The organism is Rhodococcus sp. 05-2254-2 (genome assembly GCF_002259095.1).
In the GTDB taxonomy this organism is placed as follows: Bacteria; Actinomycetota; Actinomycetes; order Mycobacteriales; family Mycobacteriaceae; genus Rhodococcoides.
The window spans coordinates 439968-456275 of the sequence record NZ_NOZJ01000019.1; the positions used below are offsets into that span (position 1 = coordinate 439968).

13 protein-coding genes and 1 tRNA gene are annotated in these 16308 nt (G+C 65.2%); 6 read left to right on the forward strand and 8 right to left on the reverse strand.

Annotation, left to right across the window (positions count from 1 at the left end):
- On the reverse strand, window positions 1-516 hold the full coding sequence (locus CH283_RS21795; RefSeq protein WP_094642290.1) for a putative immunity protein: 516 nt from the start codon (window positions 514-516) through the stop codon (window positions 1-3).
- 109 nt (window positions 517-625) lie between these two features.
- Window positions 626-702, reverse strand: a tRNA-Met gene (locus CH283_RS21800).
- 504 nt (window positions 703-1206) lie between these two features.
- Between CH283_RS21800 and CH283_RS21805 the strand changes: the two genes are divergently transcribed.
- A complete protein-coding gene (locus tag CH283_RS21805; RefSeq protein ID WP_094642291.1) occupies window positions 1207-1770 on the forward strand; it encodes a transglycosylase family protein in 564 nt (187 codons plus the stop codon).
- A 155-nt stretch (window positions 1771-1925) separates the two neighbouring features.
- Here the strand turns inward: CH283_RS21805 and CH283_RS21810 are convergent, their stop codons facing one another.
- The gene (locus CH283_RS21810; RefSeq protein WP_176460494.1) at window positions 1926-4886 is read right to left on the reverse strand and encodes a UPF0182 family protein; all 2961 of its coding nucleotides are present in this window, start codon (window positions 4884-4886) and stop codon (window positions 1926-1928) included.
- A 276-nt stretch (window positions 4887-5162) separates the two neighbouring features.
- On the opposite strand from CH283_RS21810, the gene CH283_RS21815 reads away from it, so the two are divergent.
- On the forward strand, window positions 5163-5741 hold the full coding sequence (locus tag CH283_RS21815; protein ID WP_176460511.1) for a PPA1309 family protein: 579 nt from the start codon (window positions 5163-5165) through the stop codon (window positions 5739-5741).
- A gap of 13 nt (window positions 5742-5754) precedes the next feature.
- On the opposite strand, the gene CH283_RS21820 is transcribed toward CH283_RS21815, so the two are convergent.
- On the reverse strand, window positions 5755-6780 hold the full coding sequence (locus CH283_RS21820; RefSeq protein WP_094642292.1) for a YlbL family protein: 1026 nt from the start codon (window positions 6778-6780) through the stop codon (window positions 5755-5757).
- A gap of 146 nt (window positions 6781-6926) precedes the next feature.
- Here CH283_RS21820 and CH283_RS21825 point away from each other — a divergent pair, with 146 nt between their 5' ends.
- The 3 genes from CH283_RS21825 (at window position 6927) to CH283_RS21835 (ending at window position 10742) form a co-directional block, all read left to right on the forward strand.
- A complete protein-coding gene (locus CH283_RS21825; protein WP_094642293.1) occupies window positions 6927-8324 on the forward strand; it encodes a zinc-dependent metalloprotease in 1398 nt (465 codons plus the stop codon).
- 122 nt (window positions 8325-8446) lie between these two features.
- The gene (locus tag CH283_RS21830) at window positions 8447-9340 is read left to right on the forward strand and encodes a hypothetical protein (RefSeq protein WP_068045965.1); all 894 of its coding nucleotides are present in this window, start codon (window positions 8447-8449) and stop codon (window positions 9338-9340) included.
- Window positions 9341-9431: 91 nt separating this feature from the next.
- Window positions 9432-10742 carry an ABC1 kinase family protein gene (locus CH283_RS21835; RefSeq protein ID WP_094642294.1) on the forward strand — a complete coding sequence of 437 codons (1311 nt, stop codon included), beginning with the start codon at window positions 9432-9434 and terminating at the stop codon, window positions 10740-10742.
- A gap of 34 nt (window positions 10743-10776) precedes the next feature.
- On the opposite strand, the gene CH283_RS21840 is transcribed toward CH283_RS21835, so the two are convergent.
- A complete protein-coding gene (locus CH283_RS21840) occupies window positions 10777-11097 on the reverse strand; it encodes a WhiB family transcriptional regulator (RefSeq protein ID WP_068045970.1) in 321 nt (106 codons plus the stop codon).
- Window positions 11098-11700: 603 nt separating this feature from the next.
- Window positions 11701-13815, reverse strand: a complete 2115-nt coding sequence (locus tag CH283_RS21845) for an ATP-dependent DNA helicase UvrD2 (protein WP_373455157.1) — start codon at window positions 13813-13815, stop codon at window positions 11701-11703.
- A 116-nt stretch (window positions 13816-13931) separates the two neighbouring features.
- Here CH283_RS21845 and CH283_RS21850 point away from each other — a divergent pair, with 116 nt between their 5' ends.
- A complete protein-coding gene (locus CH283_RS21850; protein WP_032398313.1) occupies window positions 13932-14201 on the forward strand; it encodes a mycoredoxin in 270 nt (89 codons plus the stop codon).
- A 7-nt stretch (window positions 14202-14208) separates the two neighbouring features.
- Here the strand turns inward: CH283_RS21850 and nudC are convergent, their stop codons facing one another.
- Both nudC and CH283_RS21860 read right to left on the reverse strand, forming a co-directional pair.
- On the reverse strand, window positions 14209-15111 hold the full coding sequence (gene nudC / locus CH283_RS21855) for an NAD(+) diphosphatase (protein WP_068045985.1): 903 nt from the start codon (window positions 15109-15111) through the stop codon (window positions 14209-14211).
- A gap of 24 nt (window positions 15112-15135) precedes the next feature.
- Window positions 15136-16203 carry a potassium channel family protein gene (locus tag CH283_RS21860; protein ID WP_094642470.1) on the reverse strand — a complete coding sequence of 356 codons (1068 nt, stop codon included), beginning with the start codon at window positions 16201-16203 and terminating at the stop codon, window positions 15136-15138.
- Window positions 16204-16308 lie beyond the last annotated feature (105 nt).

The window sequence follows — 16308 nt, forward strand, 5'->3', positions numbered from 1 at the left end:
TCAACCGTCGAACAACGACCAACAGATACTGCTTCTTCTCTCCTGGTCTTCCAGCACCAGTTTTCGCACATTGTTCGGGAGCCGGTCGCGCTGCCATTCGAGTTCCTTCAGACCTGCACTCGGCGCCAGGCCGTCACGCGCGGCCGCCCGAGCTGCCTTGATGGCATAGGCGGCCGCTCCGAGGTCGTGTTCGGGTACGTGTGCCACACAGGCTGCCTGCCCCGCGGCGTATGCGGCGAAGCGAGCGCAACCGTGCAGCGGCCGTGCCGCACCCATGGCGTGCCCGCCGAGGGCGCGGGTGGCCATCATCGCGAGCTCGCCGCGCGTCCACCCACGAATGCCCTCGATTGCCTCACGCGGCCGCGGGTCGGAAGGTTCGAGCTCCTCGAACAGGTGGAGAACATGTTCGGCACACTCGGCCGCCCAGAGCGCGAGGCTCCGATGGTCGTCGTCGGACAGAAGGCCGCCGCGATGCACGGTGATGAGGCGCGGATCTCGGACGGCGGGGAGAATCATGCGAGGCGAACCTTCCGGTATCGAACGTGCAGACTGCGGCCGAGAGTCCGTTCCGGACCCATCCGAGCACGAAAAAAGACCCAGGACATATGTCCTGGGTCTTCTTCAGTGGTAGCGGGGACAGGATTTGAACCTGCGACCTCTGGGTTATGAGCCCAGCGAGCTACCGAGCTGCTCCACCCCGCGTTGCGTCTATGAAGTTACTCCCGTGCGTACAACCAATGCAAATCACGTGACTTCTCCGCGCTCTCGCGCACCCCGAACGAGTACACCGCGACGCATCACGGCACGCGTTTATCACGCCGAACGCCGCAGAAATTAGTGCTCCGCGTCTCTTTTGGGGCGTGTTTCGAGTCACATAACGTTCGGGTTACGAAGTAGAAACATTAGCGCCACGAGCTGGTCTGAGCTGCGGAAACACCCCCTCGAGTCCCACTATGTGGACATCGACTATCCCATTCCGGCTCAGTGACGGTGAACAGATCCTCGACTACCTTCACGGACGGCCCTAAACCGCTGGGCCTGCACCACCCCGCCGCTCCTTTCGCTCTGCCCCGCGGGTGTGGTCCCCAAGACGTACGGGGGCAGAGCCGCGACGATACGAAGCGCCTGGTCACCCATCGCCATCCACACCGGCGAGGTGATTGCAGGCCAGTCGCGCCAGTCGAGCGCGGAGAGGATTCACCCCGAATGACCACACTGAACAATGTTGGCAAGCGCGCACTCGGATTGGCCGTCATCGCAGGTGCCGCTGTAGCAATTCCCCTCGGCGTCTCCGCCGGAACCGCCAGCGCAGCCCCGAACAACTGGGACGCGGTCGCACAGTGCGAGAGCGGTGGCAACTGGAGCATCAACACCGGAAACGGCTACTACGGTGGCCTGCAGTTCTCGCAGAGCACCTGGACGGCCAACGGCGGATCCGGATCACCGGCCAACGCATCAAAGGCCGAGCAGATCCGCGTTGCGGAGAACACCCTTCAGACCCAGGGACCGGGCGCATGGCCCGTGTGCGGTCAGCAGCTGAGCAAGGGTGCCTCCGCTCCCGCGCCCGAGGCAGCTCCCGCACCGGCACCGCAGCCGGCTCCCGCACCGGCACCGGCACCGGCCGTGGCTCCCGAGGCCGCAGCGGCCACGCAGGCTGCACAGGGCGCGTTCGACGCGGCGTCCAAGCTGGCCGACCAGTACGGCTTGAGCACGCAGTTCCAGCACTTCGTTGCTGCCAACGCCCCGGTGCTCGCGCCCATCGGACACTGATCACCCGGCAGTTCGTCGAACTGCCACTCACCTAGGCGTTGTACCGCTGTACCGCTGTACCGCGTGAACGAGCCAGGTGACGAACGACGAAAGAGCCGCCTCACCATTCGGTGAGGCGGCTCTTTCGCTCGGTCAGCGGGCCGTGGCCCTACCGATCAGTTACCTGCCTGGTTGTAGGTATCGACGGCGGTCTGCAGATCCTCCAACGCAGTACCGAGCTCCGCGAGATTTCCGCTCTGCTGCGCAGTGCGCACAGCCGCGAGTGCCGAATTCAATTCGGACACGGCCGCATCCCTGGTCGTCGAACCGCCGGTGGCCGGCGCCGGAGTTGCCGCAGGCGTGCCACCGTCGGACGGTGCGGTCTCCGGCACGGCACCGGGCTGCGCGGTTCCGTCGGTCTCACCGGGTGCGGTGACAGTGCGTCCGGCACCCGCTCCGAAGACCTGCTCGATCGCTTCGGGCAGCGTCGCGGCGTATCCGACGCGACCCTCGTAGGAAACCAACACTCGAATCAACTGCGGATACGCCGACGCCTCGTTGGTACGAGAGGCGTACACCGGTTCCACGTAGATCAATCCGCCGTCGCCGACCGGGAGGGTCAGCAGGTTTCCGAACTCCACGGTGTTCTCTCGGCGCACGATACCGAGACTCTCGGACACGTCGGTCGTGGTCGTCATCTGGTTCTGTACCTGATTCGGACCCTGCGTGGATGTATCCGTCGGCAATCTCAACACGGTGATCTTGCCGTAGTTCTCCGGATCGGAATCCGCACTGACGTACGCGCCCAACACCTCTCGGCGGTAACCGACCAACGCACTGGTCAGCTGGAACGACGCCTGATTCTCCTGGTTCGAGATATCGGATGCGACGACGTAGTACGGCGGCTGCTTGGCCGCGGTGTTCTCTGCGGTCGGGTCGGTGGGAACCTCCCAGAACGCGTTGTTGGTGAAGAACTCTCGCGGATCGTTGACGTGGTACTTGGTCAGCAGTTCACGCTGGACCTTGAACAGGTCTTCCGGGTAGCGGAAGTGATCGCGCAGTTCGTCGGACACCTGGTCCTTCGGAATGACGGTTCCCGGGAACACGCCTTCCCATGCCTTGAGCACCGGATCGTTCTCGTCCTGCTCGTAGAGCTTGACGGTGCCGTCGTAGGCATCGACGGTGGCCTTCACCGAGTTTCGGATGTAAGACACCTCTCGGCTCGGCAGCGCACGTGTCGTCGTCGACTCGATGCTGTCGGCAGTGGCGTCCTCGAGCGACATGCGCTGGGCGTACGGGAAGTTGTCCAACGTGGTGTACCCGTCGATGATCCAGACGAGCTTGCCCTCGACGATCGCCGGGTAGGTCGATCCATCCGTGGTCAACCACGGTGCGACCTTCTGTACGCGGTCGCGGGGGTCACGGTTGAACAGGATCTTCGACTCGTCCCCGATCACGCTCGAGAACAAGATGTTGCGCTCGGCGTACTTGCTGGCGAACACGAGTCGATTGAAGAAGTTACCGACGTCGACGCCTGCGGCACCGGTGTAGGTGTAACTCTTGCTGTCGGTGTCGTACTCGCGGGGCTCGCCGGTGGAGCCGACGATCGAGTAGTCGGCATCGGAGTTGGCGATGACCGGGCCGAAGTAGATGCGCGGCTGATCCAGGTCGCCGGGTCCGTCCTTGCGGATGGTGCCCTCGGAATCGTTCTCGATCCAGTTGACCTGGTAGTTCGGGTAACCACCGCGTCCGCCGCTGGACTCGTCTGCGACGGCCTCGTCGACGGAGTTGGCCGGCGCTGCGACGAAGCCGTTTCCGTGTGTGAACACGGTGTGGCGGTTGATCCAGTCCCGCTGGTTCGCGTCGAGCGTCTGCGGTGAGATCTCGCGGGCTGCAACAACGTAGTCGCGCAGGTTGCCGTCCGCATCCGGGTATCGGTCGACGGCCAGCGTGTCGGGGAACCCGTAGAAGTTACGGATCTGACGCTGCTGGGTGAAGGTGGGCGCGAGGATGTTGGGGTCGAGCAAACGAATGTTGGACATCGTGGCCGACTCGGACGCCACCTCGCCGGGGCTCAATGCCGCTTCACCGGAATAGTCCCGATAGGTGACCACGTCGTCGTTCAAGCCGTACGCGTCTCGGGTTGCCGCGATGTTCCGCTCGATGTACGTGCTCTCCTTGTCCGCCGCGTTCGGGCGCACCGAGAACTGTTCCATCACCAACGGCCAGACGGCACCGATGAGGATCGACGACAGCACCAACAAAGCCGTGGCCAACGCCGGGATACGGAGATCACGCAGGAATATCGCTGCAAAGAAGGCGATCGCACAGATGACGGCGATTGCCAGCAGGATCAGTTTGGCCGGCAACACCGCGTTGATGTCGGTGAAGCTGGCACCGGTGAACGTCGGCTCCTTGCGACTGCTCGACAGCAGCGTGTACCGATCGAACCAGTACGCGATGGCCTTCAGCAGGACGAAAGTACCGGCCAGAACCGCGAGTTGAATCCGCGCTGCGCGAGTGAGTGCACCCTCGCGCCCGGCGAGACGAATTCCACCGAACACGTACTGCGTCACCAGGTTCGCGAAGAAGGCAACCAGGACGGCGACGAACAGCCAGTTGAGGATGAACCGGTAGAACGGGAGGTCGAACGAGTAGAAACCGACATCCAGATTGAACTGCGGGTCGGTTATGCCGAAGTCGCCGCCGTGGATGAACAATTGCACGGTCGCCCAATTGGTCTGGGCGATCATGCCGGACAGGAACCCGAACACCACAGGAATTCCGATGCCGAACAGGCGCAGTCGGCTCATCACCGTGGTGCGGTATCGCGCGATCGGATCGTTGGGCCCGGCGACGGGCACGAACACCGGACGGTTGCGGTACGCCACCGCCAGAGCTGCGAACACGATGAGTCCCACAACCAGGGCGACGACGAAGAAGATCACCAACCGCGTCAGCAGAGTGGTGGTGTACACGCCGCGGAAGTCGACTTCGCCGAACCACAACCAGTTCGTGTACACGTCGATCAGACGGGGACCGATGAGTAGCAAACCTGCTGCTACCAAGGCCAATACGAGCAAGATCCGGCTGCGCCGCGACAAGGACGGCATACCGGTGGGGGGCCTCATGCCCACGAGCCACACTCCAACTTCGGGCGACGCCGACCGGCGCCGCAGATGACTTCGGCGGCGCACTCGCCGTGCGCCGCATGTCCGTTTCGCCCTACTGTACGTACGTTGATCCTACGGCTGCGACGCCCGTACCGCGGACACAGCGGACCGCAGGTCAGGAGCCTCGCATCCGAGGAACCATCCGAATGCGAGGATAGTGCGGTGAGCAACGACAGCGACGGACTGCCCGGCCGAGACGATTTCGGTGTCGAGTTCGACCCCGAGACGGGTGGACAGGATGTGGCCGACGCCTTGGCGCGGTGCGCGCGGGAGGTGGCGGACTTCGTCGACGCCGGCGGATGGCACCAGGCACCCCAGATGTTCGCCTTGGTGCCCACAGCCGCACTCGCCGCAGCCGAGCCGGGACTGCTCGACGATTTGGCCGACGGCGCTGCCCTGACTCCGATCCAACAACATTCGCTACCCGAGGACATCACCGGCGGCTCCCCCGCCCTGGACGAGTTCCTGGCCACCTCCACGTGGCCCGAGGGTGTCGTCGGATGCGCCTTGGTCCAAGAGATCGTAGTTCTTCCCCCGGCAGCCGAATCGACCCTCGACGATGCCTTGATCCCGCTGCTCGCCGATCCCGATGCGGCCGACCAGGCCGCTCGCTCGGCTGCCGAGAACCATCCCGAGAAACGAGATGCGCGATTGATCGTCGCGGTCCTCAAGGACGGTCCGTCCCTGACTCTTCTGCAGTTGCACCCGGACGAGGACGCCGATCCATTCGCACCCATCGACCTTCGCATCGCGGAGGACCTGGCCCCCAACGTCGTGCACGGTCTCTACGCCACGTTCGACGCCGTCGACGACGACTAGCGACAGGGCTGGGTCAGCTGCAGGACGGCACGTCGCCGCCGGAGCCGATCGCCTGCAGCGAGTCGATTGCACCGTCCAACGATTCGACACGCACCAGCCTGAGGCCGTCGGGGACGTTCTGTTGCGCCTCACCGCAGTTCGCATCCGGTACCAGGAACGTGGTGGCTCCGGCTTCACGGGCGGCGATCAGTTTGTACGGAATGCCGCCGATGGGTCCGACCGTGCCTTCGGCGTCGATGGTCCCCGTCCCCGCGACGAACTCTCCGTTGCTCAGCTCACCGGGACTGAGCTTGTCGACCACGGCCAGGCTGAACATCAGTCCGGCCGACGGTCCACCGACGTCGGCAAGGTTGAACGTCACGTCGAACGGCACGTCCGGCTGCTCCTCGGGCGTGACGCCGAGGTATCCCAACGCGTCGTCGTCGGGCCGGGCTTCGAGCACCACCGAATCCGTCCGCGTCGTGCCGTCCCGGACGTACTCGATATCGATGGAACTACCCGGGGCCCTGGAGCTGACCGCCTCGCGGACCGCGGACGCCGTGGACACCGGGGCTCCGTCGACCGAGACGAGCGTGTCCCCCACGTTCAGCACGCCGGCAGCGGGCCCGTCATCGGCCACACTCGCCACCGCGAGCGTCACCGGCAGATCCAGATGATGCAGCGCGGCGAGTTCGGCGCTGGACTCCGACTCCTCGAAGTCCGCCTGATTACCCTCCTGCACTTCTTCCTTCGACATGTCCGGCGGATAGACCTCCTCGCGCGGAACGAGTCCCTGCCTGCCGCTGGCCCAGAAGCCGAGTGCCTCGAACAGATTGAGCTGATCGCGCACGGCCACGGTCGTCATGTTCAAGTGGCCCGCGGTGGGGTCGACCTCGGTTCCGTCGATCTGCACCACGGGTACCCCGTCGACGTCACCGAGAGTGTTGTACGTCGGGCCGGGGCCGAGAGCGGCGAACGGAACGGTGACGACCGAGCCCGTGACGCCCAGCACCACCACAGGTACCAGCGCAGCGACAAGAGTGGCGATCCTTCGGTTCACTCCGTAGACACTAGATCCGAATACGGTCGACGGTGCAGACCGCCCCTACCGAGTACGTCCGCGCCGACTTCTCACGGCTCGGACTGTTCGCCGTCAGCGTGACGATCCACCACTCTCTACGTTCGTCGGGCTTGTACCGTTGAGTCATGAGCAATTTTGGTTTCGGTGCCTCCGACGACGACCCGGACAAGAAGAAGGATCCGGACGGCTCGGGCAACCCTGCCGGTTTCGGCTTCGGCGGCGAGGGATTCGACCCCGCACAGCTGGGCCAGATGCTCACCCAGTTCGGCCAGATGCTCAGCGGCATGGGAGCTGCGGGCGGAACCGGGTCGGGGCCGGTGAACTACGACCTCGCCAAACAGCTCGCACGTCAGCAGATGGGCGATTTCAGCCCGGTGTCGGCAGGCGAACGTGAGGCCATCACCGACGCCGCACACCTGGCCGAACTGTGGCTGGACGGGGCGACGACATTGCCGGCCGGTGCTACGAAGACCGTTGCATGGACACCGGTCGACTGGCTCGACAACACGATCGACACCTGGAAGCGCTTGTGCGACCCGGTCGCTGAGCAGATCTCGGGCATGTGGACCTCCGGCCTGCCCGCCGAAGCGCAGCAGATGGCAGGTCCGATGATGGGCATGCTGACGCAGATGGGCGGGATGGCGTTCGGCTCGCAGCTCGGCCAAGCACTCGGCCAGCTGTCCAAGGAGGTGCTGACCTCCACCGACATCGGCCTGCCCCTCGGACCGTCGGGAACAGCGGCGTTGCTGCCGTCTGCCATCTCGTCGTTCAGTGAGGGACTCGAGCAGCCCGACCGTGAGGTGTTGGTGTTCCTCGCCGCACGCGAAGCCGCCCACCAGCGGCTGTACAGCCACGTTCCGTGGTTGCGGCAACGGGTTCTGGCCACCGTCGAGGAGTACGCGCGGGGGATCAGGATGGACTTCTCGGCCATCGAGGAGGCCGCCGCAGGACTCGACCCGTCCGCGTTGACCGACCCGTCGAAGATCGAGGCGATCCTGCAGCAGGGTGCTTTCGAGCCACAGACGACGCCGGAGCAGAAGCACGCTCTCGAGCGTCTCGAGACACTGCTCGCCCTGGTCGAAGGATGGGTCGAGACAGTGGTTGCAGCAGCTCTGGGCGACCGCCTGCCCGGTGCCGTCGCACTCGGCGAAACGATCCGACGCCGACGGGCGTCGGGAGGCCCCGCCGAACAGACCTTCGCGACGCTGGTCGGCCTGGAACTGCGACCCCGCAAGGTTCGCGAGGCCGCCGAGCTGTGGCGTCAGCTCCTCGCCGCAGCCGACGTCGAGGGACGCGACGGTGTGTGGGCACACCCCGATCTTCTGCCGGATTCCTCGGACCTGGACAACCCCGCGGCGTTCATCGACCGCGTGGTCGGCGGTGGAACGTCGAGCTTCGACGACCCGATCGCGCAGCTCGAGGCGATGGAGGCCAAGGAGCGCGCCGAAGCGGCCGAACGCGCCGCGGAAGGCGACGACGAGGGCACCGACGGAGACCCCGAGAAGGGTTCATCCACACCCTGACCCGTCGGGTTCGCGCCACTTCGATCGAGACCGTCGAACGCCTGCTCGGAGGCACTTGCACCCTGTGGATAACGTGCCCTGAGCGGGCGTTCTTCGTTGTCGGCGCTGTCAGAGTGTGTCTCATGATCACACCGACCGTTCGACTCGATCCTGCAGTGGCAATTCTGCCGCGTCGAGACGGCACCGTTCAGTTGGGCTGGAATCCCGAGACCAGCGTCGTCGTCACGCCACCTCCCGGTGCCGAACCGGGCTCGATACTCGAAATACTCCGGCTGCTGGCCGCGGGTCATTCCAGACCTCATATCGTCTGTCACGCAATGACATTGGGACTCTCGGCCAATCGGACCTCGGCGATGCTCGGCGAACTGGAGGACTCCGGGTTGCTGATGCACGGCACGAGAGAACCCGTGGTGCCCGACGCCTCGCCGCATGCGTCGCAGGCCGGATCGGGGACGGTGAAGACCGTCCACCTCGTGGGGCGGGGTCCGATCTCGGACGCGTTGGCCTCCGGTCTGAGTCGAACCGGTGTCACGGTGAGTCGAACGAGTCTGACTCCGACGCGCTATCCGCATTCGGTCGTGAGATCGTGGAACTACGACGTCGTGGTGCTCGCCGACGATCTGGTTGCCGAACCTCGACTGGTGACCGACCTGGTGCGGCTGCGCATCCCACATCTGCAGGTGCGACTGCGAGACGGAAAGGGCATCGTCGGTCCTTTCGTGTTGCCCGGTCGGACGAGTTGCCTGCGGTGCGCAGATCTGACGCGATGCGACTTCGAGCCCGAGTGGCCGCATCTTTCCGCTCAACTGCTCGGCACGGTCGGCCAGGCCAGCAGCGCGACGGTGTTGGCCACGGCAGCGTTCGCGTTCGCTCAGTTGGAGAACCTCATCGGCCGTTCCGACGCCGCGCTTCCCGAGACCGCCGACTGCACCATGGAACTGGACTTCGCAGCAACCGGAACCACCGTGCACAAACGCCTGTGGTCCAAGCATCCTCACTGCGATTGCTGGCACTGACCACACGCGCTTATAGCGAGCTCACCACGACCGATGGGGTCGGCGCGGGGCGGTCCGAGCAATTGTCGGAAGGTTCAGCCATGATGGAGCTGTGTCTGACATACCGCGCCGTGGATCGACTCGTACTGCAAAACTGGCCAGCATTCCCCTCGGGATGGCCGGTCGTGCCGCCATGGGGTTCGGCAAGAAGCTCGCCGGCGGCAATCGTGACGAAATCGATGCGGACATGGCCGCGAAGGCAGCCGAACAGCTCTTCTCCGTTCTCGGGGAACTCAAGGGCGGTGCCATGAAGCTCGGGCAGATGCTCTCGGTGATGGAAGCGGCCGTTCCGGAGGAGTATTCGGAGCCGTACCGCGAGGCGTTGACCAAACTGCAGGCGCAGGGCCCGCCCATGCCCGCGAAGACCGTGCATCGGGTGTTGGACCAGCAACTCGGAACTGCGTGGCGGTCACGTTTCCTCGATTTCGACGACACTGCGATCGCGTCGGCGAGCATCGGACAGGTGCACCGCGCAACCTGGGCCGACGGACGCGATGTCGCGGTCAAGATCCAGTACCCCGGCGCGGACGACGCATTGCGCTCCGACCTCAAGACGCTGTCGCGGTTCGCGAACCTGTTCAGCACGGTGCTCGCGGGCACGGACGTCAAGCCGGTGCTCGAAGAATTGACGGCCCGTACCGAGGACGAGCTGGATTACCGTATCGAGGCCGCGAACCAACGTGCCTTCAGCAAGGAATTCGCAGGCGACTCGCAGTTCGCGATTCCCAAGATCGTCGCCAGTGCTCCCAAAGTCGTTGTCAGCGAATGGATGACCGGCAGGCCGTTGGCCGATGTGATCGCGAACGGGACGGCCGAGGAACGTAACCGGGCGGGCGAACTGCTCGCGTTGTTCGCATTCGTGTCCCCGGCGCGCGCGAAGTTGCTGCACGCCGACCCTCATCCGGGCAACTTCATGATGCTCGACGACGGACGCATGGGTGTCATCGACTTCGGTGCGTGCGCTCCGATGCCCGACGGTCTCCCGCCCGTCCTGGGTCGTATGGTCTCGCTCGCCCGCGACGAGAAGTTCGCCGAGCTCGTGGTGTTGTTCACGGAGAGCGGCTTCGTGGTGCCGGGCCGAACGGTGACAGAGAAGGAGATCGAAGACTATCTGCGTCCCTTCACCGATCCGATTCACACCGAATCGTTCCACTTCACCCGGGCCTGGCTGCAGAAGGCCGCGGGCACCGCTGCAGATTTCAACAGTGCGCAGTTCCGCACCGTTCGGGCACTGAACATGCCTGCGGAATACGTGATGATCTTTCGCGTGCTGGGCGGGCTGGTCGGAATCTGCGCCCAACTCGACGCCTACGCGCCGTACATGGCGATCCTCACCGAGTGGATGCCCGGCTTCACCGACTGATTCGTTCGGCGAAACCGGGCACCGGTCTCGGGCGTCATGCTGCGTTCTTGCGTGGCCGACCCCGGGGACGCTTGCGGGCGATGACGACACCCTGCTCGAGGATCTCGCCGCCCCAGACGCCCCACGGCTCGGCGCGGTCGAGGGCCGCGCTCAGGCAGGTACGCCGGATGGGGCATTGGGCGCACAGCGCCTTGGCCTGCTCGAGTTCGGCAGGGGTGTCGGCGAACCACATGTCGGGGTTCGCCGCTCGGCAGGGCACCGACAAGGCCAGTTCGACCGATTCGGTCGAATACTGTGCAGCGTAAGCACTTTCGGACTCTGGTCGGCATGTCGTCCGGATCGTGGCGGTTGACACGTCGGTCTCCTCTACTTTTCGTGCGGCGTCGTTATCGGTTCGAGGGGTGATGCGAACCAGTCGGCCTCACGCTCGGATAGAGGAACTACCTGAACGAGAAAGGCCACGGTCCGCGAGTGCGGGTCCGTGGCCTGGTGGGGCTTGTCGAAGCGTCTACCGACAGTGAAGTCGGTGTCTGCTGTCGAGCACGGACGCACGTGGTGCGCGGTGACGTCGGGCTGCCTGAGCAACGGCTTTCGCTCCTGGTGCCAGGGCGACCTGGGCGGAATTCGACACCGAGTCCGCATATGCGGACTCCTGGATGGGGCCGAAAGCAGAGGAACGAATCCACGTCTGCGCAACAGAGCCTGCGGCGGCGGCATGAGTGCCGAGGGGGGCAACTCCGAAAGGTGCCGTGCCGAGGACAGGGCTGAACGCGACGGTTGCGTGGGCAACGGCGGCGTGCAATGTGTTGATCATTTTCTTCAGCTCCTGTTCTGGTCTCGTCGGCGGATTGGACAGTGCGCGATCTCCCGCGGCACGTGAAACAGACTAAGCCCCCTGCCGATATCTGCACAAGTTATTTTCTACCTGCGGTTTTGCGGAGATTTTCGGACCTCCGCGTCACGTGTCCGAGGCTCGCACCACGGTGAGAACTTCTTCGCCGAACCGCTCCAGCTTCTTGGCCCCGATTCCCGGAATCGCGACCAACCCACGCTCGTCCTGCGGTTGCTGCTCCGCGATGGCCGTCAGCGTGTTGTCGCTGAACACCACGTACGCGGGCACCTTCAGTTCGCGGGACTTGTCCAATCGCCACGACTTCAGCGCGTCGAGCAGGGCGATGTCGACGTTCGACGGACAACTGTCGCACCGACCCAGCATGGTCGCGGACGTACCGATCAACGGCTTCCCGCACAACCGACACTTGGGCCCGGACTTCTTGGCAGCAGGCGCGGCGATACGCGAGGCGGGTGAGTCCTCGGGGATCAGACCGTTGAGAAACCTCGACCGCCGCCTCGATTTGCGTCCACCCTCGTTGCGGGCGAGCGCCCAGGACAGATGCAGGTGGACACGGGCGCGGGTGACACCGACGTAGAGCAGCCTGCGTTCCTCCTCGACGGCCGCCTCGTTGTTGGCACTGGGATCGTTTCCGATCGCGTGCGAGATCGGCAGAGTGCCGTCGGCGAGACCGACGATGAACACCGCATCCCACTCGAGCCCCTTCGCCGCATGCAGCGACGCAAGGGTCACGCCCTGGACGGTCGGTGGGTGCCGCGCCTCGGCGCGCGCGGCGAGCTCCCCCAACAACTTCTCGAGAGTCAGTTCCGGATCGTGCACCAGAAGTTCTTCGGTGAGCTGCACCAGACCGCCGAGAGATGCCCACTTCTCGCGGGCCTGTGCACCGGTCGGCTCGGTTGCCGTCAGGCCGAGCGGGGCCAACACCGCTCGCACCAGAGCCGGCAGTCCCTCGCCGGCCTGCGCGCCGTCGGGCAGATCGTCACGACCGCCTGCCTGCCGCAACGCGTTGACTCCCTGCCGCACCTCGGGCCTGGTGAAGAACCCCTCGCCGCCGCGCACCTGGTAAGGGATCTTCAGCTCGGTCAACGCCTGCTCGTGTGCCTCCGACTGCGCGTTGATGCGGTACAGAATCGCGATCTCGGCCGGTTCGACGCCCTTCGAGATCAATCGCTTGACCGCGCGCGCTACCCCATCGGCTTCCGCCGGCTCGTCGTCGTACTCGAAGAACTCCGGCTCGGGTCCCGGCTGACGCTGACCGATCAACTGCAGTCGGGTGCCGGCGATGCGACCGCGAGCGGCACCGATCACGCGATTGGCCAGCGACACCACCTCGGGTGTGGAACGGTAGTCGCGCTCGAGCCGAACCACGGTGGCCTCGGGGTACTTCCGTGAGAAGTCGAGAAGATACCGCGGAGATGCGCCGGTGAAGGAATAGATGGTCTGGTTCGCGTCGCCGACGACGGTGAGATCGTCACGCTCGCCCACCCAGGCGTCGAGCACCCGTTGCTGCAACGGAGTGACGTCCTGGTACTCGTCGACGACGAAGCAGCGGTAGCGCTCACGGAACTCGTCGGCCACCGACGAATGTTCTTCCAGCGCAGCGGCCGTGTGCAGCAGGAGGTCGTCGAAGTCGAGCAACATCCCATCACCACCGCGGGACTTGAGCTCCTCGTAACCGGCGTAGACGGCGGCGACCTTGGTCGCGTCCATCGGAACGTCACGACGATTGCTCGCCGCGATGCGCGGATAGTCCTCGGGTGCGATCAGCGATCCCTTGGCCCATTCGATCTCGCCCGCGAGATCGCGGATGGCGTCCGTCGACGTCGACACCCCGGCACGGTTCGCCGCCTGCGAGACGACGGTGAACTTGCGGTCGAGCAGCTGCCAGCCGGTGTCGCCGACCACCTGAGGCCAGAAGTACTTGAGCTGGCGCATGGCCGCGGCGTGAAACGTACGTGCCTGCACCGGAGGACCGTCTCCCCCGACGCCGAGCTCGCGCAGACGGCCACGCATCTCGCCGGCCGCGCGCGCGGTGAACGTGACCGCCAGCACCTGCCCCGAGGACACGTGCCCGGCAGAGACGAGGTGGGCGATGCGTCGGGTGATCGTACGTGTCTTTCCCGTGCCCGCACCGGCCAGAACGCAGACCGGGCCACGGGGAGCCAGTACCGCCGCGGATTGCTCCGGATCGAGTCCGGCGGTCATCGCGTCGTCAGCCATGAGGACCATTGTGTCAGTGCGTACCGACAGTTCCACCCGGGGCCGAACCGGGTGGCCGACGGCCGATGCAGGTGTCGGCCGGAACAATCGCGCCGGTGCTCCTGTTGACTGGTCACGTGACCACTACCGAGAACACCCCGCAGACCCCGGCCGCGCTGACCGTCTACTCCACCACGTGGTGCGGTTACTGCCGCAGGCTCAAGACCCAGCTCGACCAGGCCGGAATCGAGTACGCCGAGATCGACATCGAGCAGAACCCGGAGTCGGCCGACTTCGTCGGCAGCGTCAACAACGGCAACCATGTGGTGCCGACCGTGCTCTTCGCCGACGGCTCGACGGCCACGAACCCCACTCTGGCCGAGGTCAAGCGCGCACTCTCGCTCTGACCGGACGTCAGGCCGTCGCCGCCCACGCCTCGAGCATTCCCCGTGCGATGGAGATCGAGCCCGGCAGAAGCAACCGGGACGTCGAATCCGATCCCCAGTCGCCCACCTCGAGCGCGGCGAGAACTTCGGCCCGATCGAACCAGTGGGCCTCGGCGATCTCGCCGTCCTGAAAGTGCAGCGGTTGCTCCGGGTCGGCGACGGCGGAGAACCCGATCATCACCGATCGCGGAAACGGCCACGGCTGGCTGCCCAGATACTCGATACCGGAGACGTCGAGGCCCACTTCTTCTCTGATCTCCCGTGTGACACAGGTTTCCAGCGACTCACCGGCCTCGACGAAGCCCGCGAGCACCGAGAAGCGACGCTCGGGCCACGCGGGTGCTCGCGCCAGCAGCACTCGGTCGCCGCCGTCGTGAACGAGACAGATCACCGCCGGATCGGTACGCGGGAATTCCTCGTGACCGGTGGACGTGCTCGTTCGCGACCAGCCTGCGCTCGACGGAACGGACGGCGCGCCGTCGAGTGAGCTGAATTGCGCGCTCGCATGCCAATTGAGGATCGCCAGGGCTCCGGTCACCGTCGACAACGCGGCGCTGTCGAGTCGATCGCCGTCGGTGCGCAGGTCGCCGACCGTGCCCGCCACGACCTCCACCCGGCGGGCCCACAGATGCCGATCGCCGTGAATTCCGAGGAACACCGCATCGGCCGTCGGCTCGGTAGCGAGATCCGCGGCAGAGCCGAACACCAGGCCGTTCTCGTCAACCGGGAATCGGCCTCTGCCGTCCACGTTCAGGATGCGAGCAGTCGGCCAACCCGCTGCCAACGCTGCGGTGTCTCGGCGAAGTTCTTCTGCCCTGTTCAGTGGCGATCGGGACAGTCGAGGGGGGTGAGCGAGTTGGAATTTCGGCACGCGCACGACCCTACTTGGCCGTGACTAGTCGCCGACGCGACGGATGTAGAGCAGTCGGTCGGAGGCCTCGACCGCATCGACTTCCGGAGTACCGACTCGGAACAGTTTGCCGCCCCGCACCACCCCGAGAACGATGTCGGTCAGGTGCCGCGGAGAACCGCCCACCTCGTCACGCTCGACTTCGCGCTCCGCGATCGCGAAGCCCGCCTCCGGCGTCAACAGATCTTCGATCATCTCCACGACGGACGGAGTCGACGTGGCGATACCGAGCAGACGTCCCGCGGTCTCCGAGGAAACGACCACCGAATCGGCACCGGACTGACGCAGCAGGTGCGTGTTCTCCGCTTCCCTGATTGCTGCGACGATCTTGGCTTTGGGAGCGATCTCTCGGGCGGTCAGAGTCACCAGCACTGCGGTGTCGTCTCGATTGGTCGCCACGATGATGGCCGACGCGTGCTGGGCGCCGGTGAGTCTGAGCACGTCGGATTTGGTCGCCGAACCGTGGACGGTGACCAAGCCCATGGCCGATGCGGTGTCGAGCACCATCTGATCGGTGTCGACCACGACGATGTCGGACGCCGACACGCCGTCTCCGAGCATCGCGTCGACTGCGGTACGGCCCTTGGTGCCGAAACCGATGACCACGGTGTGATTGCGCACGCTGCGTCTCCATCGCTGAATTTTGAATGCCTGCCGGGACCGCTCGGTGAGAACCGACAGCGTGGTACCGACCAACAGAATGAGGAATAGGACCCGAAGGGGTGTGATGACCAGGATGTTGACCAGTCGCGCCGACGGGCTCATCGGTGCGATATCGCCGTATCCCGTCGTCGACAGCGACACTGTTGCGTAGTAGAAGGCGTCCAGGAAGGACAATTCGCCGTTCTGGTTGTCGCTGTAACCGTCGCGATCGAGATAGACGACGAACGCCGCCAGGAACAGGATCCCCAGCGCCATCAGAACCCGCTTGTAGATGGCGCGCCACGGGCTCGATTCCAGTTCGGGTACCCGGAGCACTCCCACGAGGGCGAAGTCGGGCTTGTCGGTCAGCGCGCCGCTGTCACCCAAGCGCGCTCGAAACCTACCTGCCACGTCGCCCGCCGAGGTACTCGCCGATGTCGAGATCATTCACGGCACGCAGCGTAACCCCATGCCAGGCTTCCGTGCCGACGACGCTGGGTGTGGCACGGTATGGGC